Annotated in this window: 16 protein-coding genes; 12 read left to right on the top strand and 4 right to left on the bottom strand. The window is 36.4% G+C overall.

Translation table 11 applies throughout. The annotated features are described in order from the left end of the window. Positions 1-260: 260 nt before the first annotated feature. From WBF63_RS08550 to groL, 9 genes are all read left to right on the top strand, one after another. Complete coding sequence (locus WBF63_RS08550) at positions 261-1,028, top strand: hypothetical protein (protein ID WP_424369294.1); 768 nt, start codon at positions 261-263, stop codon at positions 1,026-1,028. Further along, a complete protein-coding gene (locus WBF63_RS08545; protein WP_424369293.1) occupies positions 1,018-2,046 on the top strand; it encodes a hypothetical protein in 1,029 nt (342 codons plus the stop codon). Before WBF63_RS08550 ends, WBF63_RS08545 begins: the two co-directional genes overlap by 11 nt. Next, the gene (locus tag WBF63_RS08540) at positions 2,006-3,232 is read left to right on the top strand and encodes an O-antigen ligase family protein (protein WP_424369292.1); all 1,227 of its coding nucleotides are present in this window, start codon (positions 2,006-2,008) and stop codon (positions 3,230-3,232) included. Before WBF63_RS08545 ends, WBF63_RS08540 begins: the two co-directional genes overlap by 41 nt. Further along, entirely contained in the window at positions 3,229-4,356 is a 1,128-nt protein-coding gene (locus tag WBF63_RS08535) for a glycosyltransferase family 4 protein (protein ID WP_424369291.1), read from the top strand. The genes WBF63_RS08540 and WBF63_RS08535 overlap by 4 nt, the downstream gene beginning before the upstream one ends. A 2-nt stretch (positions 4,357-4,358) precedes the next feature. Next, complete coding sequence (asnB, locus tag WBF63_RS08530; RefSeq protein ID WP_424369290.1) at positions 4,359-6,185, top strand: asparagine synthase (glutamine-hydrolyzing); 1,827 nt, start codon at positions 4,359-4,361, stop codon at positions 6,183-6,185. Beyond that, a complete protein-coding gene (locus tag WBF63_RS08525; protein WP_424369289.1) occupies positions 6,182-6,922 on the top strand; it encodes a WecB/TagA/CpsF family glycosyltransferase in 741 nt (246 codons plus the stop codon). The genes asnB and WBF63_RS08525 overlap by 4 nt, the downstream gene beginning before the upstream one ends. A 1-nt stretch (position 6,923) precedes the next feature. Beyond that, positions 6,924-8,330 (top strand): exopolysaccharide biosynthesis polyprenyl glycosylphosphotransferase, encoded by a 1,407-nt coding sequence (locus WBF63_RS08520; RefSeq protein ID WP_424369288.1) that lies wholly within the window; start codon positions 6,924-6,926, stop codon positions 8,328-8,330. A gap of 135 nt (positions 8,331-8,465) precedes the next feature. Then, positions 8,466-8,744, top strand: coding sequence for a co-chaperone GroES (locus WBF63_RS08515; protein WP_424369287.1), 279 nt, complete (start codon positions 8,466-8,468; stop codon positions 8,742-8,744). Positions 8,745-8,841: 97 nt separating this feature from the next. After that, positions 8,842-10,470: a chaperonin GroEL gene (gene groL / locus WBF63_RS08510; RefSeq protein ID WP_424369286.1), complete on the top strand. Its 1,629-nt coding sequence runs from the start codon at positions 8,842-8,844 to the stop codon at positions 10,468-10,470. A 90-nt stretch (positions 10,471-10,560) separates the two neighbouring features. On the opposite strand, the gene WBF63_RS08505 is transcribed toward groL, so the two are convergent. The 3 genes from WBF63_RS08505 to WBF63_RS08495 form a co-directional block, all read right to left on the bottom strand. Continuing rightward, entirely contained in the window at positions 10,561-10,995 is a 435-nt protein-coding gene (locus tag WBF63_RS08505) for a hypothetical protein (protein ID WP_424369285.1), read from the bottom strand. A gap of 84 nt (positions 10,996-11,079) precedes the next feature. Beyond that, entirely contained in the window at positions 11,080-13,062 is a 1,983-nt protein-coding gene (locus WBF63_RS08500; RefSeq protein ID WP_424369284.1) for a DUF5689 domain-containing protein, read from the bottom strand. A 29-nt stretch (positions 13,063-13,091) separates the two neighbouring features. After that, positions 13,092-15,941, bottom strand: coding sequence for a carboxypeptidase-like regulatory domain-containing protein (locus tag WBF63_RS08495; protein ID WP_424369283.1), 2,850 nt, complete (start codon positions 15,939-15,941; stop codon positions 13,092-13,094). Positions 15,942-16,026: 85 nt separating this feature from the next. Here WBF63_RS08495 and WBF63_RS08490 point away from each other — a divergent pair, with 85 nt between their 5' ends. Next, positions 16,027-17,238, top strand: a complete 1,212-nt coding sequence (locus WBF63_RS08490) for an endonuclease (protein ID WP_424369282.1) — start codon at positions 16,027-16,029, stop codon at positions 17,236-17,238. Between the two features lie 52 nt (positions 17,239-17,290). Here WBF63_RS08490 and WBF63_RS08485 read toward each other — a convergent pair whose 3' ends face one another. Next, a complete protein-coding gene (locus WBF63_RS08485) occupies positions 17,291-17,797 on the bottom strand; it encodes a DUF2480 family protein (protein WP_424369281.1) in 507 nt (168 codons plus the stop codon). Between the two features lie 76 nt (positions 17,798-17,873). Here WBF63_RS08485 and WBF63_RS08480 point away from each other — a divergent pair, with 76 nt between their 5' ends. Further along, positions 17,874-19,496 (top strand): tetratricopeptide repeat protein, encoded by a 1,623-nt coding sequence (locus tag WBF63_RS08480; protein ID WP_424369280.1) that lies wholly within the window; start codon positions 17,874-17,876, stop codon positions 19,494-19,496. Positions 19,497-19,602: 106 nt separating this feature from the next. After that, positions 19,603-21,909 carry a VPS10 domain-containing protein gene (locus WBF63_RS08475; RefSeq protein ID WP_424369279.1) on the top strand — a complete coding sequence of 769 codons (2,307 nt, stop codon included), beginning with the start codon at positions 19,603-19,605 and terminating at the stop codon, positions 21,907-21,909. Positions 21,910-21,988: the final 79 nt, after the last annotated feature.

Genomic DNA, 21,988 nt, shown 5'->3' with positions numbered 1-21,988 from the left:
TTGGATTTGTATTATTAATTTTCACCAATCTGTCTTTCAAATCGGTTAAATTTAATTTACCCATTTATTTTGCAGTAGCGGTAGTGGTTTATTTATTTTACCTAACAATTGGTTTGTATCACGAACACATCAATCCAACCATTGACATAAAATTTCAGATATTTTCTTTTATGTTTTATTTCTGGTTGATAAACCAACGATATAAAATTGATTTCCTGAGGTTACTTTTCATAATCAACATACTGGTATTTATTATATATATGCTTCTCTATGTCAATTTATTACCAAGTTTATGGAGAGAGAACGCTGTCGGTTTTAAAGGAAGGGTTTACGGACCTGCCATTACTGCCTTTATTTTGATTGGGTTTTACTATTTATACAGAGGTTTAAAATTCGATTTAAAATTTGCAATTTCTGCAGTTTTGGCATTGGCTTATATAGCCATTACAACTAATTTCATGAATTTGGGTATAGCGGTAGGAATGATCTTTTTGGTAATAGTTAATTTAAAAAGATTTTTCAATCCCATATATTTATCAATCATCGGCATTTTAATAATTGGAGGAATAATATATCTTCAATCTTCCTTAGTTCCCGAGTTGGTTCAAACCAAACTTAAATATGTATTCAGGCCATGGGAATATAGCAGTCTTAAAATAAGGATTACTGATTTACAAAAAGCATTTGCGAGTGAAAACTACACTACCTTGGAAACAATTGTTGGCAAAGGTTTTGGTGCTAGCACCGAAATTTTTCGAGAAAATAAAATTGCCAGAAGTTTTAGAGGTATTTATCGTTTTCAAGAAATAGACAATGGATTTTATTACATTTTTCATCGTGGTGGGATTTCGTTGCTTTTGATATTCTTGCTTTCCCACCTCTATTTATTGTTTAAAATTCCAAATATGAAAGCCAAATTAGGCTTTATTTTATTCTTCTTCCTGACCAACTTACTGTCTATACATTATTTTAATTATTTTTTCTATTTATTAATTCCTTTTTTAATCCTTACTCAAGATGAAAAGTAAAACCAGAAAAAATATGCTTTATATTGTCCCAAATCTTAAAAAAATAAATGGCGGGCCGGTTTCCCGAATTTCTGACTTCAAAAGAGTTTTCAAAGCCCATGGTGAATTGATAATCGAAAAGAAAAAAATCTTAAATGCATTTCGCTCTCCTCAATTAAACATTATTTATGTAGAGTCTGCAAGTAACAGAATTGGTTTTGCTGATGTTTTAAGTTTATTGATTCTTAAATTAAAGTGTAGAAAAGTCATCGTTTTTATACGAGATATTTATATTGAATTATTTCCGAGTGAATATAAAGGATTCCGAAAGTCTATTACAAAATACTTTAATAAAGCAAGTAATTTCTTTCTCAGCCTTATGGCAGACGAAATGGCTTTCCCCACGAGTAAAATGGGAGAGGTTTTCTTTAAAAAAAATTCAGTATTTCCAAAAAGAAAATACTTTTCCCTTCCGCCTGCTACGAGCTTCTCGGATGATTTTGCATCGACAGATTTAGACTATAATAAGAAATTAGGCGTTTTATTTTTAGGAGGAACAAAGTATGTAAATTCAGGTATTGATAAATTTATAGAATTAAGCATAAAACTGGGGAGTAATTATAATTTTTTTGTACTCACTCCTGATAAAGATTTAAATGAAAGGTTTGATATTCCAGACAGTGTTAAAATACAACATATCAATCGAGAAGTAATAGTGGATTTTATACTGAAAAACAATATATGTGCAGCTTATCACACAAGACCAAGGAATTTTTATGATGATATTACGTTTCCAATTAAAGTTTTGGACTTTTTAAGTTTTCAAATTCCTTTTTTAACAGAAAAACATGCTCCTCTTAAAGAACTGATGAGTAAAGATTATGAACTTTATGTGGATTGGGATAATTTGGATGATGTAATCCAAAAGACTGAGCACGCAACCATTTCGAGAGAAAGGCATCTAAAATTACTAAATGAAATAGCAGATAAAAATACTTATGAAAATCGGTACATTGAAATCATACAAAGAAACAAATAAGTTTTTAGAAGTCAGTTTATTTCTTTTTGCGTTTACACTTCCGATGTGGAACAGCATAAATACAATTTTTATCTACCCCATCTTGGTTGCCTGGTTATTACTTAACAATTGGAGTGAAAAATTGAATTTAATCAAAAAGAATTTTATACCGTTAGTATTGCTAACATTGATTTACTTACTTTTTCTCTCAAATTTTCTATTCTCAGACGACGTTTCCCAAAGCTCAAAATTAGCGCTAAAAGCACTCCCTCTTTTTATTTTCCCTTTGGTGTTTTTAAGCACACCAACTAAATATTATAGACTGGGAAGTATTTTCACTGGGTTGACTTTCGGAACCATCATCACAATTTTGATTTGTTGGGGTCGGATTCTTTTGGATATACTTAGTAAAAGAGATCCTTTGGATCAAGCTACTTATTTTTTTGAATGGATTTATACTGATTTTAACTTACTAAAACCTTTTGGTGCACACCCAAGTTATGTGGGAGTAATGGTGGTGTTAGTTATTATAGTTCTCATGTGCTACGAAGGATTCCAAAAGTTTCGCGCAGAAAAAGTTTTATATAGACTTACTTTGATAGCCCTTATATTTTTTATACTTCAGACTAACAGTAGAATATCTTTTGCTTGTCTGGTCTTATTTTTATGTTATTACTTTCTGCGCAACTTTAATAAAAGATCCATATTACAACTACTGGTTTTGTTTGTGGTTCTATTTCTCTTATCTCTGAAGTTTGACTACTTATTCCATAAAATCACTTCTATCCTAAATAAAGATGGTGAAATTACTTTTGACAGATTCCCTAGGTGGCTGGGTATTTGGGAAGAAAATAACAGATTTGGAAATCACTGGATTGGTGTGGGAAAGGAAAAAGCTCAGTTCATATACAACCAATCTTACATGAAAAACGGCTTTGATTTAGCTTTAAGAGAAAATTACAATGCCCACAATCAGTATTTGGATTTTTTTGTATCAAATGGAATTATCGGTGTGATTGTATATTTGTTTGCCTTACTATTCTTTTTATATAATACCCACAAAAACATTATTGCAATTAGCTTTATTCTGATTGTAATATTCTTTTCTGTAAGCGAAACCATATTTGGACGAAGCGTTGGGTTGATTTTCTTCTCATTTTTTTATGCTTTATTATTTTCCAACTTTAAAAACCAACCTTTGAGATGAAATTAGCAATAATCACAACGCGGTATCCGCAAAAAAACCAACCCTATAACCACATGTTTGTACATGTAAGAGCTAAATATTTCAAAGAAATGAATATTGAAGTAGATGTATTTGTTCCTTCGAAATCTCACTCCAATTATGAATATGAGGGTATTAAGGTACATCAACTTTCAAGTAAAGAAATAATAAAAAGAACTAGACAGTATGATTTAACATATTTACATTTGTTAAACACCTATTTCTTTATTAAAAACGGAGGAAACATTATTTACCAATACCTAAAAAAAAACAACCAACCTTTTGCCGTATATATTCACGGGTCAGAGATTTTAAAGTACCCGGAATATCTATATGATTTCAGCTTCTCTTTTCGCGGAATTCTAAAATACTTGTATCTCAACTTTTGGAATCATTTAAAAATGAAGCAATTTGTTTCTGATGCTTCTATGAAAGATAATACTCTTTTCCTCTTTCCATCTAATTGGATGAAAAGTCACACGGAAAAAGTCCTTAAAGAAAAATTAAGTCATTTTGAAGTCATCCCAAATGGAATAGACACCGATCATTTTAAATTTTCAAACTCTTTTGAAAAAAGATATAAGTTACTCATGATTAGACCTTTGTCGGATATAAAATATGGATTTGACTTAGCAATTGAAATGATGAGATACCTTCCCTCTGAATTCAGTCTGACCATTTATGGCAAAGGTAAGTTTGAGAAAAAATGCCATGATTTAATTTCGAAGTATAAATTGAACGATCGTGTAAGCATAAAAAGCACTTTTGTAGAAAGACAAAATCTACCAGAGTTGTTTTCCAATTATGGTTTATTCATAGCCACCACCAGATTTGACTCACATGGTGTCATCATGTGCGAAGCAATGGCTTCCGGACTACTGACTATAAGTAATCCGGTGACGGCAATTCCTGAATTTGTTAAAGATGGAATCAATGGTATTTCTGATAATTCAATGCAAGAAATTGCCAAGAAAATTATCAATGCAACAACAAATGAAAATTTATTTAAAACCATAACCCAAAACGCAAGGTCTTCAATGGAGGAATTATCTATTGAAAAAATGGGACAAAAAGAATTAGACGCTTTAAAAAATATAATTGAATAGATATGTGTGGAATTTTAGGTTCTGTAAATAAAGCATTTGGAAATGAAACTCTTGACCTGATTAAACATAGAGGTCCAGACCATGGGGAAATACTTTCTTTGAAATGGAATGATTCTGATATCACGTTTGGGCATAGAAGACTATCTATCGTGGATCTGTCTCCTTCTGGAAACCAACCAATGAAAAACCCGCTTAATGAGAACTTAATTATATTTAATGGAGAGATTTACAATCATGAATTTTTAAAAAACTCTTTATCCGATTATAATTTCAAAGGACATTCCGATACAGAAACAATTTTGTATTATCTGAGTAAATTTGGAATTGATTCTATAGAAAATTTCAATGGGATATTTGCCTTTGCTTTTTTTGATAAGGCCAAGGGAAAGATATTTCTCGCCAGAGATCCCTATGGTGTAAAGCCGTTATATTATTCTGTATCGAACAATTCTCTTGTATTTTCTTCAGAAATCAGACCGATTAAAAGTTTGATTCAAACAGAAACCAATAGGGAAAATTTAGCCCAATTACTTAAATTAAGATATTCCCCATCACCTGATACAATTTACTCAAACATTTTCAAACTAAGACCCGGCCATATTTTGGAATATGATCTTGCTTCTCATACGACTTCCATAAAACCTTTCCAAAAAGCTATAAATATTAATGTTAATGCTCAATTTAATCGTTGTGTTGATAAATATGGTGAATTATTGGAAAAGGCTGTAGACAGACAATTAATGTCAGATGTGGAGATTGGCTCACTTCTCAGCGGAGGAATCGATTCAGCGCTAATTACATATTTTATGGTAAAAAGATCTCCGGAAAAGATTAAATCCTTTACGGTAGGATTTGATGAGCATAGCGGTGAAAGCGAACTCGATGATGCGAAGGAGACAGCCCAAATTTTAGGCACCCAACACAAAGAAGTAATTCTCCACCAAGACAATTTTAAAGAAATTTTCGAGAAAATAATTGATATAGTGGAAGAACCTTTAGGAACAACCTCTACCATACCCATGTACTTTTTAAATATGGAAGTGGCAAAGCATTTAAAAGTTGTTCTAACGGGTCAGGGAGCCGACGAGCCCTTAGGCGGCTATACCCGATATAAGGGTTTATTTATGAGTGAGAAAATCCCTGAGCTCTTCTTCCGGTCACTCCAGCCTATAAGCCCCTTTATAAAAAATGAGAAAATTTCAAGAGCAATAAACGCTTTCGGAGAAAAGGATAAAATCAAAAAACTGGAAAATTCTTATATGCTGTTCAACGAAAAAGAAATTTTTGAACTAATTAATACCCAAGATCACAACAGTTACACCAAAATAAAATATTTTTATGATGATCTCAACTGTGAAAAGAAACATCTTGTCGAATCAATGATGTCCATTGATAGTCGTATGAATTTAGCAGATGATTTGTTGCTTTATACCGATAAAATTTCCATGCACTTTGGAATAGAAACCAGAGTCCCGTTCTTGGATCATGAACTCATGAACTTTCTTGAAACACTACCCTATCCATTTAAAATTAAAAAAGGGCAGGGTAAATATATTCACAAAGAATTTGCAAAAAGTATACTCCCACCAAAAGTAATAAATAGAAAAAAGAAAGGCTTTCAATCCCCAACTAATCAATGGTTTAAGGATCAGCTCGGAGATTTAATGATCTCTGAATTAAATCAAAATCCAGAATTTGCTCAGTATTTCAATCTCGAAAAAATCCGAAGCTTAATCAAAGTTCACAAGGCAGGATTTAATAAAGAAAAACAACTTTTTCTATTATTTTCCCTTCTTTATTGGTTTAAATCAAATAAAATAAACCTATGATTCAGAGAGTTCCATTTTTAAACACTTTCTATGATAATTTAACGGCTCAACAAACACTTGAGATCATAAAAAATGCTATATACACAAAGCAACAAATTCATCATACCGTAATAAATGCCAACAAGGTTGTATTATTACAGAAAGACTTAGAATTACGCAATAGCGTAAACTCTGCAGACATTATAAACATTGATGGAGCAGGTGTACTCTGGGGAGCTAAAATCTTAGGAAAACCTGTGAAAGAAAGAGTAACAGGAATTGATTTAATGGAAGCAGTTTTAAAAATGGCTCAAAAAGAAAATTTTAAAGTTTATTTTTTGGGAGCGAAGGAGGAGATTGTAAAAACATTGGTAGATCTTTATTCTGAAAAATATGGTGAAAACATAATTTCAGGTTATCAAAATGGCTATTTTAATAATCAGAACGAACCAGAGATTGTAAATATTATTGCTCAATCAAATCCGCAGATATTATTTGTAGCCATGCCCTCTCCTAAAAAAGAAAACTTCTTATATAAATACCGTAAAGACTTTAGTGATATAAACTTTATAATGGGGGTGGGCGGAAGTTTTGATGTCCTTGCTGGTAAAGTAAGTCGTGCTCCGGTGTGGCTACAAAAAATGGGAATGGAATGGTTTTACAGGTTGATTCAGGAACCCAAAAAAATGTGGAAAAGGTATCTTATAGGTAATCTCTCCTTTATTTACCTCATATTAAATTCAAAAATCAAAAAATAGGATGAAATCTATAAGTAAGCATAATTTAATCCTTAACATATTACAGTTAGTTATAGACTTTACTATACTTACCTGTTTATTTTATATTTTCTTATTCATTCATTTTCCACATATAGAAAAAAATTTTGATTCTGTCATTATCTTCACCCAAGATCATATCAAAGCTCTTATTTTAATAGTAGTGTCTTGGTTATTTATTTCTAGCAATTCAAAAATTTACAGTAAATTTTCTGAAGAACGCTTCATAGATTTTATTAGAAGATTTTCCTCTCACATCGTTGGTTTTTCCATTATACTATTTGCTATTTCAGGCTTGAAAACTGAAAATCTTTATACAAATAAAGAATCTTTTTATTTCATACTGATTTTAACAAGTTCAAGCTTTCTCATTAAATTGATTTTGTTTTATACAATAAAATTCTATCAAAGAACTGGTAGAATTGTCAAAGAAAGAATAATTATTATTGGTGCTAATAATAATTCGGATTATTTTCTTAAAACTATAAAAAACCAACCACAGCTAGGAATTTCAGTGGAAAACCACTTAACTAGTTCATCTTCAAAAGATAATCCCCAATCTTTATATAAAATTCTCAACAATAAAACTCATAAAAATATTGACGCTATTTATTTGGCATTAGGCAAGAAGATGAACAATGATGAAGTAAATAATATAATAAAAATTGCTGAAGAGAATTTTATAAAAGTGAAATTTATTTTTGACTCCCTACTTGAAAGTCAATCCAATTTAGATATTTCATTTGTAGATACTTTCCCTATTTTTACATACAAGAAACTGCCGCTTGACTTTCTATCAAATAGAGTTATTAAAAGAACCTTTGACCTCATCTTTACTATGTTGATTTTCAGCACCATACTCTGGTGGCTCCTACCCCTCATTTCCATCATGGTTTATTTTTCCCAGGGCCGCCCCATTCTTTTCAAACAAAAACGAAACGGACTCAACGGAAAAGAATTTGATTGCCTTAAATTCAGAACCATGCGACCTCATAAGTTCAATGATATTAAACCAACCGAACGTGACGATCCCCGCGTGACGAAACTCGGGAAAATACTTCGGAAAACAAGTCTGGATGAACTTCCGCAATTCATCAATGTATTAAAAGGTGAAATGTCCATCGTGGGACCACGTCCACACATGGTATCTGAAAATGAATCTTACTCTGAGATCATCAAAAGATATTCTTTGCGCCATTACGTTAAACCCGGAATTACAGGACTCGCTCAGGTAAAAGGTTACCGTGGCGCAATTGACAGTGATAAAGACATGGAAATGCGTATCCGTACCGATATTTATTATGTGCGTAACTGGTCCTTCCTTTTGGATTTATTTATTATTTATAAAACAGCAAAACTGATGATTTTCGGAGACGAAAATGCAATCTGAGTAGGGATAAATTTCACCTGAATGCCAAGTTGTCAGTGTTTGATTTCTTAACTCTTTAAAAATGTCATATTTCCTGGCTTGGCACATTTTTCGACATATCAGAAGCAAATAATTTTCAAATAAAAATTTACAGATATGTCAGAAATTACAATTAAACCGTTGGCAGACCGTGTGGTCGTAATGCCTGCACCTGCCGAAACACAGACTGCGTCGGGAATCATCATCCCCGATACGGCAAAAGAAAAACCTCAGCAAGGAACTGTTGTTGCTGCCGGAAATGGCAAACCCGAAGAGCCGATGACGGTTAAAGTTGGAGACAAAGTTCTTTACGGAAAGTATTCCGGTACCGAATTGAAATGGGAAGGTAAAGATTACCTGATCATGAGAGAGTCCGATATTTTGGCAATCGTTTAAAAAATTTCGTTTCAGGTTTCAGGTTTCAAGTTCAAGGTTTCCTGCTCCTGAATTTAACGTAAAACTTTGAACATCAAACTTTAAATACAAAATAAAAATGGCAAAAGATATCAAATTTGATGTAGAATCAAGAGACGCTTTAAAAAGAGGTGTCGATGCATTGGCCAATGCTGTTAAAGTCACATTGGGGCCAAAAGGAAGAAACGTAGTGTTGGAAAAATCATTCGGTTCTCCGCACGTTACCAAAGACGGTGTTTCGGTAGCAAAAGAAATCGAATTGGAAGACCCGATCGAAAACTTAGGCGCACAAATGGTAAAAGAAGTGGCTTCTAAAACCAATGATGTAGCCGGTGATGGTACAACTACAGCAACTGTACTTGCTCAGGCAATTGTACGCGAAGGATTGAAAAACGTTGCGGCAGGTGCAAATCCGATGGATTTGAAACGCGGTATCGACAAAGCAGTTACGGCAATCGTTGGTAACTTGAAAGAACAATCTCAGGAAGTAGGTGACAGTTCTGATAAAATCAAACAAGTTGCTTCTATTTCGGCCAACAATGATGATACCATCGGGTCGTTAATTGCAGAAGCTTTTGCTAAAGTTGGAAAAGAAGGTGTGATCACTGTTGAGGAAGCAAAAGGAACCGATACGACAGTTGACGTTGTGGAAGGAATGCAGTTCGACAGAGGATATCAGTCTCCTTATTTCGTTACCAATCCCGATAAAATGGTAGCGGAACTTGAAAATCCATACATTTTATTGTACGACAAAAAGATTTCAAACCTACAGGATATCCTTCCTGTTTTGGAGCCCGTTGCACAATCAGGTCGTCCGCTTTTGATTATTTCAGAAGAAGTTGAAGGACAAGCTTTGGCAACATTGGTGGTAAACCGATTGAGAGGTTCCTTGAAAATCGCTGCGGTAAAAGCGCCAGGATTTGGTGACAGAAGAAAAGCAATGTTGGAAGACATCGCTATTCTGACCGGAGGAACTGTAATTTCAGAAGAAAGAGGATATTCGCTGGAAGGAGCAACATTGGATATGCTTGGAACTGCTGAAAAAGTTCAGATTGACAAAGACAATACAACCATCGTAAACGGTGCAGGAGACGAAGCACAAATCAAAGCACGCGTAAACGAAATCAAAGCTCAGATCGAATCCACAACTTCTGATTACGACCGTGAAAAACTACAAGAGCGTTTGGCTAAATTGGCAGGAGGTGTTGCAGTTCTTTACGTTGGAGCAGCTTCTGAAGTAGAAATGAAAGAGAAAAAAGACCGTATCGACGATGCCCTGCACGCTACAAGAGCTGCTGTTGAAGAAGGTATTATCCCAGGCGGTGGAGTTGCATACGTACGAGCTCTTTCTTCTTTGGATAATTTGGCAGCCGAAAATCCAGACGAATCAACCGGTATCAACATCGTAAGAAGAGCGATTGAAGAACCTTTACGTCAGATTGTGATCAACGCAGGAGGTGAAGGTTCTGTAGTAGTTGCAAAAGTAAAAGAAGGAAATGCTGATTTTGGATACAACGCTAAAAACGATACCTACGAAAATATGTTTGAAGCGGGAATCATTGACCCAACCAAAGTTACACGTGTAGCTTTGGAGAACGCAGCTTCTGTTTCCGGAATGTTGATTACAACCGAAGCGGTTATTACCGAAATCAAGAAAGATGAACCTGCGATGCCTCCAATGGGTGGCGGAATGCCGGGAATGATGTAAGAAATTTTGAAGGCTAAGGTTCTCGAAGCCGGGAAATTTAAATAGAGAAGCGGGCAGAAATGTCCGCTTTTTTAATGGAATTAGTGCAGGCTAATTTCTCAGAACGAGTTTTAGAAAATTCTGGTGGTTTTCCATATCAGATTTGGGAAGTGTCTTTATCCATATTTCCTCTCTATCTTCCATAAGATAAACCTCAATATAGTCCTGTTCATCATAGAGTTTATAGTTTTTACCATCTACCATTCCCTGAGTTATCAGCATTCTTCCCTGCTGGAGTGGAAGAAGTGATTTATAAGGGTCAGAAGCTATAAGCTCTGTCGTGTCCGTAAAAGATTCCACAAATTCACGCTTTGACATTCCATCGGTAATATCATAAACCTTTATTTCATAGGTATGATTGGTGATGGTTATTTCATAAATATTTTCTCCGCCCGTCATGGTCATCAAAACCAGTTCTTTCCATTCCTGTTGGGCATGGCCAGGAGAGAAATAAAGCAGAAAAAAACTTAAAAAGAGAATTCTCATGAAATTATTAAAGGATTAAATGTAGAAAAAAGAAAGAAAAAAACCCCGCTCAAAGCGAGGTTTTTTTATGTGAATTTAAATAAATTATTCGATTGTGAAATTGTCAAAATGCAGGTTGTAGTTTGCATTTTTACCGATTTTCAATGCAAATGTATTTGCGCCGGCAGCTGTGTTAAGATCATTAATAGTACTCAAATCAAGTTCTACCAATACCCATTCGCCACTTGTGTTGATCACACCACCATATTGATTGTTTCCGGCTGGTTCGATGATTGAACTTGAAGTCAAATCTCCAAGGTTAAACACATAGTATTCTCCATTTCCTTTGTAAACATTCAAAGAAACGGATTTGTCTGAAGAACCTTTCATATAGAAAGTAATTCTGCTATATGTTGTTGGTAATCCCGCTTGAGCCAGAGTCGTAAATACATAATCATTTCCATCTGTAGTGGTAGGAGTTGTCTGGATGCTCAAAGAGTTGCTTCCGTTCATTCCTGTACCTGCACTTTGGGTTGCGTACGGTTTAAGTCCAAAAGTATTTAAACCTCCCGTGAAGTTTGCCCAGTTTTCAAAATCATGTCCTGCAAACAAAGGCGTAGCATCACCTGCCGGTGGGTTTGGATCGTCACCGCCACCGCCGGTTGAAGAACAGTTTGGATCTTCATTGTCTATAATTTTAATATCGTCTATCTGGATGGTTGTAGTTACCCCGTTTCCTCCTTCATAAGCAAAAACAATAACGCCTTCTCCACTCAATGAACCAAAGTTATATTCTCCTGATTCTGTAAAGTTCGCAGCATATCCGTCTGTGGTGCCTGTTGCGATGTTGAAAGAAGAAGTGATGTTAACCAAATTCGCAGTAGAAATATTTCCTCCGATGGTATAGTTTGTAGAATAATAAACTTTCAATGGGTCACCATTGTTGTGTCCGTCTTTTGATTTGAAAGAGAATTTATCTGCTTCGTCAAAGTTTACCGGAACTACGAAATAAGAAACGATTGCTCCTGTCGCTTGGTAAGCACTGATTTCGATGTATTTGTTTGCGCTGAATTCTTTTACTCTCCATTTACGAGTACCTTGAATTGGCAAGTTCTCATAATTAGGGAAAGATTCAACATCAATATTGTAAGTTGAGAAATCTTCATTCAAACAAGCAAAAGCTTCTTGGTCTCCACCTCCACTATCTCCAAATCTTGGATTGTCAAACTGAACATCGTTTGTATCACGGATGAATAATTGATATTCGCTTACCGTAATTGAACCGTTGTTGTTTGCGTCATAAGCACTCAATACCGCAGTGATGCTTCCGCTTCCTGAAGGAACAACTTCACTTGCGAAATCTGCAAATCCACTATTTCTCAATACTACACGTTGGTTGTTTGTTTCTTCTGTAGCTCCTTCCAAATAAAGGTTTACAGTTGTTTGGTTGGCAGCATCTGCATAAGTTACACCCGTTTCTTCAAACTGAACATTCTGAATCGTTACCAAAGTATTGATTCTGTCTGAAGCTCCTACCGCAGCAATAGCATCTGAAATTGAACTATAAACTACCGGCTGAAGAGTAGAAATTGGATCACAAGAAATAGCAACATGTCCGTCAACTTTGTTATCTGACATTCTTCCTACACGTGTATTTCCGTTTGCATCCTGATAAACTTCTCCGATTTTCAGCGCGCCACGGTCAAATCCAACTTGCAGTCCGTTTAGGTTTACTTTTACTTTTGAACCCAATGGGAAATTATTGAACAAATTGGTTCTGTCCATTTCTACTTGCAAAGCACGCCCTGGGTTTGAAGGGGAATCCTGAACAGAAATTGTTTTAAAGAAGTTCCCGGTTGAATCACTGGAAATCACATAACCTTCAATGATCTGGTCAGTATTAAAATACAAAATTTCATCTGAGTTCTCTGCCATGGTCATCAATTCTGTAATGCTCATGGTGGCCGTCCAAGTTTCGTTACAAACTACCGGCGGCAGTCCGAAATCATCATCCTGCACACATGAATTAAGGGTCATGAGACCAATCATGGCAAGGACTATAAATTTGATTTGCTTAATTGTATTCATTTTATAAAAATTATATCGTTCGTTGTTAATTAAAATCTAAAGAAAACATTTATGAAGTAAGAAGTACCTCTGTCATACCAGTATTTTGGTGCAAACATTGCCTGATTATTGGGATTAAGTGCTTCGGGTAAATTTCCGATACGGATTTGTTCAAATCCTCCGGTTACATAATCGCGGTTGTTAAGAACGTTGTTTACATTTGCGCTCACTCCCATATAATATTTACCAAATCGGAAAGTTTTTCCTGCATTCAGATTCAACATAAACTCGTTTGAAAGTTTTTCCTGTTTCAAAAGGCTTCTTACCAAAGCTTCATCATTTGCTTGCGGATAAGGAATCTGAGTTCCGGCATCTGTGTTATAAGTCAAGAAAGAAGTTGTTCTTCTAAACGGAGCTACATCCAGGTAATTACTTGCAAGGTAGTTTCCTGTGGCTCCAATCCACCAGTAATTTGGGTCACGGTATTCCAATCCAAGTGAGAAACCTTGCTGAGGTCCTGTTGCGATTTTGTAATTTTCCAAATAGGCAATTTCCGGTTGAGTCGCTCCAAATGTTGTATAAGTATTGGTTTCAACAGCATCTCCATCCATAAAATTACTATCAGAGAATCTTTGGTACGTAGGATTGTTATCATAAGTGTATTGTCCTACAGAAGCTACAGCAGACACAGTTAGTGTCGTAGTAATTTGTGCTTCTAAAGCGAACTCTCCTCCGATGAACTGTTTGTCAACATTGTACAAATACTCAGCTCCAAACAAGTTTCCTGAACCACCTGAACCATCATTTACATCAATGTATCCAAAGTTCTTTTCATATTCGTTCATGAATTTGGTATAAAAACCGGTTACACGTCCTTTTACTCTCGGTGCTCGTAAGATATAGCTCAAATCAGTAGCCAAAATCTGAGAACTTTTCAGGTTATGTGCATCCTCAACTCTTACTTCTTGTCTGGCAGCGTTCAAATAAGTATGGTTGTCGATGGTATAGTCATTGGATCTTGCATTTGGAAAGATTTCGTCAGATGTAGGAGCATTTGTTGCATACATAGCGTTTAACTGGAAGAAATTTCTACCGTTTAACTTATATAGAATCTGCGCTTTTGTACCGAAATCAAGGAATTCGTAAGTTTTACTTTTTCCTTTTGAATTATCTAAATACTGTTCATGACGATAATTACCCTCTCTGAAAACAGAAGTATATGCTGCTTTCATGCCCAAGGTGATATCAAATTTATTCAAAGCCAATTCCCCTTGAACAAATAGTTCTCCGCGTTGGTGGTTGATTTCATAATCGTACTGGTATCTGTCTCCTTCATAAACTCTTCTGTTTTCATCTTCATCTACGTTATAAGAGCTTTTTTGGAAAGCATTATAATTCACAAAATAATTTCCGCCCAACAAATCAAGAACTTCTCTGTAAAGCTGAGATCTTGTGTTTTGATAATTGAACCCGGCAGTCAATTTAAAATTACTCAATACCTGAGATTGCAAGCGAGTCGAGAAAGTCATGATCTGATCTTCATTTACGTCTGCTGCCAAAACATATGCTGCACCTCCTTCACCTCGGTTGTAGTTCTGATTATAAATATCAGTCCAGTCCAGTTGTGAAACTGTCTGGTCATTTTGCCATTCCCAAATTCTCTGATCTATTTCTTCCTGCGTTACCCCGTCTTGAGATGCGTAAAAGCTGGGAAGATTTCTGTAATAAGTCGGAGAAGGGTTATTGGCTTTAAACCAATCCAAACGACTTCTGCTATCTTTTCCAAACTGATAGCCTATTGTTGAAATCAATTTAGAACTCTGTGATATATTCCAGTGGTGAGTCAAAGTAATCAAAGGCTCGTGGAAATTTCTGATGCGTTCGCTTCTCTTTTCTCCATCCTGCCATCCCCAGTAAGCATTGTAATCTTTGCCCATCAGGTCATAAACTTCCTGTGTGTTCGGACTATTGGTCGAACGGCGAGTTGGCGCGCCAAATCCGCTTAAAACAATACTGTGTTTTTCGTTAATTTTTTTCTCAGCTGCCAAAAAGTAAGCCCAGGAATCATAGAAAGTTCCTTCAATGGTTCCTTCTTCTGCCCATCTTCTGGCTGCAGATCCCATAAATGCCCATCCATTGTCCATCAAACCAGTATTATAGGTAGCCAAAACTCGTTGGTTGTACGAGCGGTTTGTAAATGAATAAGCCAAACTCGTTCCTTTACGAAGTGTTGACGGACGGGTATCATAATAAGTAACCCCTCCAACGTCTCCAAAGACATAATCAGATGGTTCAACCCCAATGGTCTGTTCTGCAGGTCTACGCGTTACATCATTGAGTCCACCCCAGTTACCGAAATTCACACGGTCATTGTTGATTTTATTCATTCGAACTCCGTTAAAGAAAACATCATTGTACTTGTTGTCATATCCACGCACTTTGAACCAATAAGCACCCAGTTCGTAAGAAGCTGTACTGGCAAAAACGTCCTGAGAGGATTGTAACAAACCTGCAGCTGACTGTGAAGAAGATTCATCGGCCGATAATTCGTCTTCTGTCAGTGTGATAATTCCTGTTTCTTCGTTTCTGGGGTTGAAATCAATTTTCAGATCACCCAGATCAATACGCTGTTCATTACTTACAACAACCTGTTGCATCAAAGTCACATAACCCACTCCCGAAACTCTGATGGTATAGGTTCCGGTCGGAACATCTACAAACTGAAAATAACCAATTCGGTCGGTAGTTACCTCTTCACCGGTTTCCGTAATAGTTACCGACATATTGTAGAGCTCTTTTTCTGTCGAGGAATCTTTCACAATCCCTGAAATTCTTGTTTGACCCCATAGTGCAACACTCATAATCACACTAAATGCCATACTTAATAATAATTTATCCATTCAAAGAATTTTAATCTTTACTTTTGCGTTTTCAAATTCTAATTGCCTACGCATTTAAAATGAGGGCACAAATGTACTAAATATTATGAAGTATAAAATTAATAAATCATTAACCTACTTAACATTATTTGTTTCATTTTTAACAATTAATGTGTCTGCACAGCAAAAATTTCAGGCTGCAACTGTTGCTTTTTACAACGTTGAAAACCTTTTTGACACCGAAATTTCGGTCGGATACATAGATGGGACGCGCAGTCCGGAAGATCCTATGTACCATATTTCTATTCCGGCAGACCAAATTCCAAATTATGAATCAGAACCTTTTGAAGGTGAATATACCTACGCCAACCTTAGCGGGAAAAAAGTAATCCGTCCGCTGATTCTACAAAAAGAAGAATTCTCTCCGGGCGGAAAAAAAGTTTGGACAGAGGAAAAATACAACCAGAAACTGAAAAATCTTGCCGAAGTTATCGCCGAACTGGGCAAAGCAGAAACCCAAAGCGCTCCCGTTATTGTTGGACTTTGTGAAATCGAAAACAGAAAGAATGTGGAGGATCTCATCAATCAGCCGGCTCTGAAAAAGTACAATTATGGAATCGCACATTTCAATTCTTTTGATGCACGTGGCGTAGATGTAGCACTTATTTATCAAAAAGACCGCTTTCAAGTAACCAAAGCAAAACCTTATGTTATTGAAATTTACGGAAGTGATGGAAAAAGAGATTATACCCGTGACATCCTTCGTGTAACCGGCTTACTGGATGGTGAAGAAATCACTTTTCTGGTAAACCACTGGCCTTCCAGAAGTGGTGGCGAACAAGCCAGCCGTCCCAGAAGACAAAAAGCTGCTGAAGTGATGAAGGGTATTTATGAGGAAATCCGTGCAGAAAATCCGAAAGCCAAAATCATGGCTTTGGGTGACTTTAACGATGACCCCGTAAGCCCGAGCCTGGACAAAGTAATGAAAGCCGTTCCCAACAAAGGAAAAATCAAGGATGTCGACATCGTAAACCTGATGTACAATATGTTCAAAAACGGAATGGGAACACTTGCTTACCGCGATTCCTGGAATCTTTTTGACCAGATACTGGTTACCGGAACCATGATTGAACCCCAAAAGAAATTTGATTCCTATAAAGTGTACAAAACCGATATTTATTCGCCGGCCCACTTGGTTCAACCCGACGGACAATACAAAGGCTATCCTTACAGAATGTTCTCCGGAGATACCTTCCGCGCGAAAGGTTATTCAGACCACTTCCCGGTTTATACCGTTTTGCTGAGACAGGCAAACTAACAAATTAAAAAAAATCCGTTCACTTGAAATGAACGGATTTTTTGAGCTAAGATTAGTTTTTCTTCTTCAACAGTGGAACCGTACTACAGGCTTCACCGTACATCAGCGATTGAATATGCGGTTGGATTTTTTCGATTAATTGAATGTAAGCTGCATCCGGAACAGGTTTTCTACTACAACCTTTCACGATAATTTTCTTTCCTTCATACTGCGAAATGTCCATATTCTGAATGATTTCCTGGTAAACAGAAGTTTCCAAATCCAATAAATTTCCCTTCACAATCTTCTTCGCATAAGGCTGTAAATAAGTCGCAACCAACAAAAATGCCCAGGACGGAATAATCGCATCTGTGGAACAATGCATCGCTACATAAGCGTCCTGATATTGCGTCCAATCGTGATTTTTCAAAGACTCGCGGAAGTCTTTTTCCTTCAGAATTAATTCTTCGTACAAAAAATTTTTCAGGTCAAAAACCATTCTGCTACCTTCCGGATAATATTCTTCCAAATCAATGGTCACCAAAGGGCTTTTGGCGACGCGGTTTACTATCTCTTCCATTTTCAAAAATCTCTATATTTGTTGGGATTGTAAAGTTACAAAAGAATCCCGACTAATTAATTCTACACACTAAGCTTTGAAAATATTATCATCACTTCTGTTTTTCCTCTTAATCCAAACGGTTTGGGCACAACCCAAAAATCCGAAGGAGTGTGATTTGCTTATCAATCAGGGAATTGAAAAAATGTACCATAAAGAACATGCGGCTTCGCTGGAACTTTTGGTACAAGCCAAATCTGCGGCGGAAAATAACAATTGGACTCAACAGAATTTCAGAGCGACCAACAACATAGGAGCGAATTATTATATGATGATTGATTTTGGCGAAGCACTGAAATATTACCTCGAAGCTTACGAAATCGCCGAAAAATCTGAAGACACCAAAAACATCATGACCGTCCTGAACAATATTGCCATTCTCTATTTTCAGGAAAGAAACAATGAAAAGGCACACGAATATTTCCTGAAAGCCTATCAACTTGCCGACGAGAAAAGTCAGCCTGAAAAAAAAGGATTTTATGCGCTCAATTTGGGGTTGGTCCTCAATAAATTAGGGAAATTAGAGGATGCTGAAAAATTCATTTCGGAAGCCAAAAAACTAATTCCATCCGATTCAGAATTCTTCCTGATGACCCAAATGGCAACCGCAGAAAATAATCTTTTCAAAAAAAATATTTCTTTGGCGGAACAACAAGCTTTGGAAGTTTTGCCCCAACTGACCGGCAACCGACAAATTGAAAACCGAATTTTCATCTACCTCGTCCTCTCGCAGGTTTACGAAGAAATGAAAGATTATAAAAAAGCAATTTCCTATTTGAGTCTGGCCAGAAAAGAATCGGCCAATGTGCAGGATAAACTGGAAATTTATAACTTCCTGTCACGTATTTATGCTTCCCAACACGAATACGGAATTTCACTCTTGTACAAGGATTCGGTGATTCTTACCAAAGACTCGCTGAACAACATAAGGAATTCAGCTTTATACGAAAACGGAAAAATAAAATTCGAAATTCAGAATTATCAGTACGAACTCAAAGAAAGTCAGCGAAAACTCGAATCAAGCCGAAGCTTACTTTTAACTATTTTAATATCAGGTTTTTGTATAATTATTTTAATAGGACTTGCCTTTCGAAACAACCATATCAAACACAAGCAAAAAGAAAAGATTGCCGAATTGGAACTGGAAAAAGAAAGAAATGAAAACCTCTTACTCGAAAAACAATTAAAAGAACAGGAAGCATTGGCTGAACTTGAAAATGAAAAGCTTAAAAACGAACTCGAAAAGAAAAACCGAAAACTCGCCACACGCGCCCTTCATCTTTCCAGCAAAAATGAAGTAATTGAAGAAGTAATCAGACAATTAAGTTCCAATCCGCAAACTGCCAATAGTGATTTTGTCAAAAAATACCTTCAGGAACTCAAAATACAGTTGAAATCAGATCACCAGCTCGAATCTTTTTTCACGCATTTCGAAGAAGCCAATCCCGGATTTCTCAATCGCCTCAAAGCCAAACACCCCGACCTCATTCCGGGTGAAATTAGATTTATTACCTATGTGTATATGAACCTCAACAATAAAGAAATTGCTTCCCTGCTCAACATCACACCGCAGTCCACACGCAAACGGAAAGAAAGGTTGAGTAAAAAACTAAACCTGCCTGACGGTGAAAATTTATTTGGCTATTTATCAGGCATTTAATGTTAAAGTCACAAAGGAAGACCTGCTTTGTCACAAAATGTCGCAACTATTTTTCCTCAATTCAAATTCCGAATTAGGAAATTTACGTTGGATTAAAAATATCAAAATGAGGAAAATATTTATTTGCTTTTTACTTGGGTTTCTGATAAACCTTCAGGCCCAGTTTCAACTCGCCGGTTCTTATGAATACGGACAAATTTTGGATGTAACTTATCATCCGACTCTGGAAAATACCGTTTATGGAAGAACAGTTACCAACCATATTGTCAAATCAACCGATTTGGGTGAATCCTGGGAAGTCATTCATTCGGTTCCGCAAGAAAATTGGTACATCACAATAAAAGATTTGCGATTGACGAGCGATGGGACTTCGCTTTCCTACATTTGCTTAGCGGAGGGTACCATTTACAACCGGGTTGAAATTTTAAACCTTGCCACAGAAGAGGTCGAGAAAGAGATTGTTTCACCCATTGGTCCGGCACCGGGAAGTTTATTGCAATCTTATTCGCTTGCCAAAGACAATACAGACATCGCATTGTTTCACACCACCAAAATCATCGACTGGGGACTGGTTACTGAAATTTTCTATACCACCGACGGAGGCACCATCTGGCATTCAGTTTATTATGGCCCGGATAACGGCGATATCAATGTAAACAATGTTGCGATTTCGCCTTATGATTCAGAAAAATTATTCATTATGCGTGGCGCATCACCGAATTCGGTGGAAGGCGGCCTTTTGATTTCGGAGAACGGCGGACAAAGCTGGACGGAAAAAATCCCGAATACCAACTTTTCTGCGATTGCTTTTCATCCCGAAAATGAAAATGAAATTTACCTGGGAACTTATTATCTCGGATATGAACAAGAACAAAATCTTTACAAATCCACAGATGCAGGCGAAACCTGGACCGCCCTTCCCATCAGTTGGACAGACGGTTCCACCAACAGTATTCATTCCATCGTTTACAATCCATCGGACTATGAAAATATTTTAATTCTGGAAGAAAATGAAGTCGCGATTTCAAACGACGGTGGACAAACCTGGGAAAATCATGTTTATACCGGAACCGATTATGAAACCGACTATTACTATGGAATTTCGGCTTCTTTCAATCCTTTTGATGAAAATCAGGTGATCATCAGTGCTAATTATTATCCGTTCATTTCCAATGATGGCGGATTAACATTGGAGAAGTTTAAATCACCTTTCCTGAACGCTTCGCTACGAATGGACATTCATCAAAACGATGAAAAGCATCTTTATTACGGATTGCGAAATGGAATTGTTCATCTGAATTTAGAAACCGGTGAAGAAAATGCGATCGGTCTGCTTCCGCTTGGGCAAATGTCCAATATGAACCGAAGTGGCGCTTATGCCGATGCGCACAAAGCCGGACGCTTGTTTTTTTCCAATACGGCCATGATGGGGAATTCTTCTTTATTTATGAGCGATGACAATGGCGAAAACTTTTCCAGTGTTTATTCCGGAAGTTACCTTTTCCTGATTGCACAAGCAAGTTTGCCTTCAAATCCCGATAAAACCCTGATTTCCTTCGGTGAAATGCTGGTAAAAATGGATTTGACAGATTCCGCAAATCCTTTGAGTGAGGAATTAATGCTTCCATCCTTCGGTTATGTGGAAGTTATGCTGTATGATGGAGATGAAAACACCTTTTTCATCGTTCAAGAAAACAAAGTATATAAAACCGAAGATGGCGGACAAAACTGGACAGATGTCTCTTCTGGACTTGAAAACCTTACCAATGATGATTTTATTTATGATTTAAAAAGAAATCCTTTAAATTCTGATCAATTGGCTATAGCGACTTCAAAAGGAATTTTTATTTCAAATGATAATTCTGACAACTGGACTCAGATTTATGATAACGGACCGATGAACCGCGTGGAATTCTCTCCTTTTGTAGAAGGGAAAATCGTGGCTTCAGCCAGATTTGAAGACGGAAGTTTTTATCCGGCTTCTCATTCCAAAACCGTTTTTTCCAATGCTGCTGGTCAAAGCTGGACGGAAATTTCTACCGAAGAATTAGGATATATGAGAACCATTTCGACGGAAATTATTTTCAACGATGAAAATTCGGCCGATACTTATTTCTTGGTTCCTGATTTGGGATTGGTTCAATACACGCTGGATCTGAGTACAATGGGAATCTCCAATCCTGAAACAAATCTTTCAGACATTGTGATTTATCCGAACCCGACTTCAGGAATTTTAAATATTCATTCCGAAAAAGAAGTTGAAAATATTGTGATTTTCGACCTGAACGGAAAGAAAATCACGGAGACTAAATCGTCAAGAATTAATCTGTCTTACCTTCCAAAAGGAGTTTATCTAGTTCACATAAAACTCATGAACGGCAAGACCGAAACCAAAAAAATAGTGAAACAATAGTTTTGTTAATTCAGTTAATTTTGTTGTCAGGCAATCTCTTGTAGTTTGCCTGATTTTATTTTTCGGTCAAACGCATTAT

The sequence above is a fragment of the Moheibacter sp. genome (genome assembly GCF_049672845.1).
Classification (GTDB): Bacteria; Bacteroidota; Bacteroidia; order Flavobacteriales; family Weeksellaceae; genus Moheibacter.
This window is presented reverse-complemented; position numbering and strand designations above follow the sequence as displayed.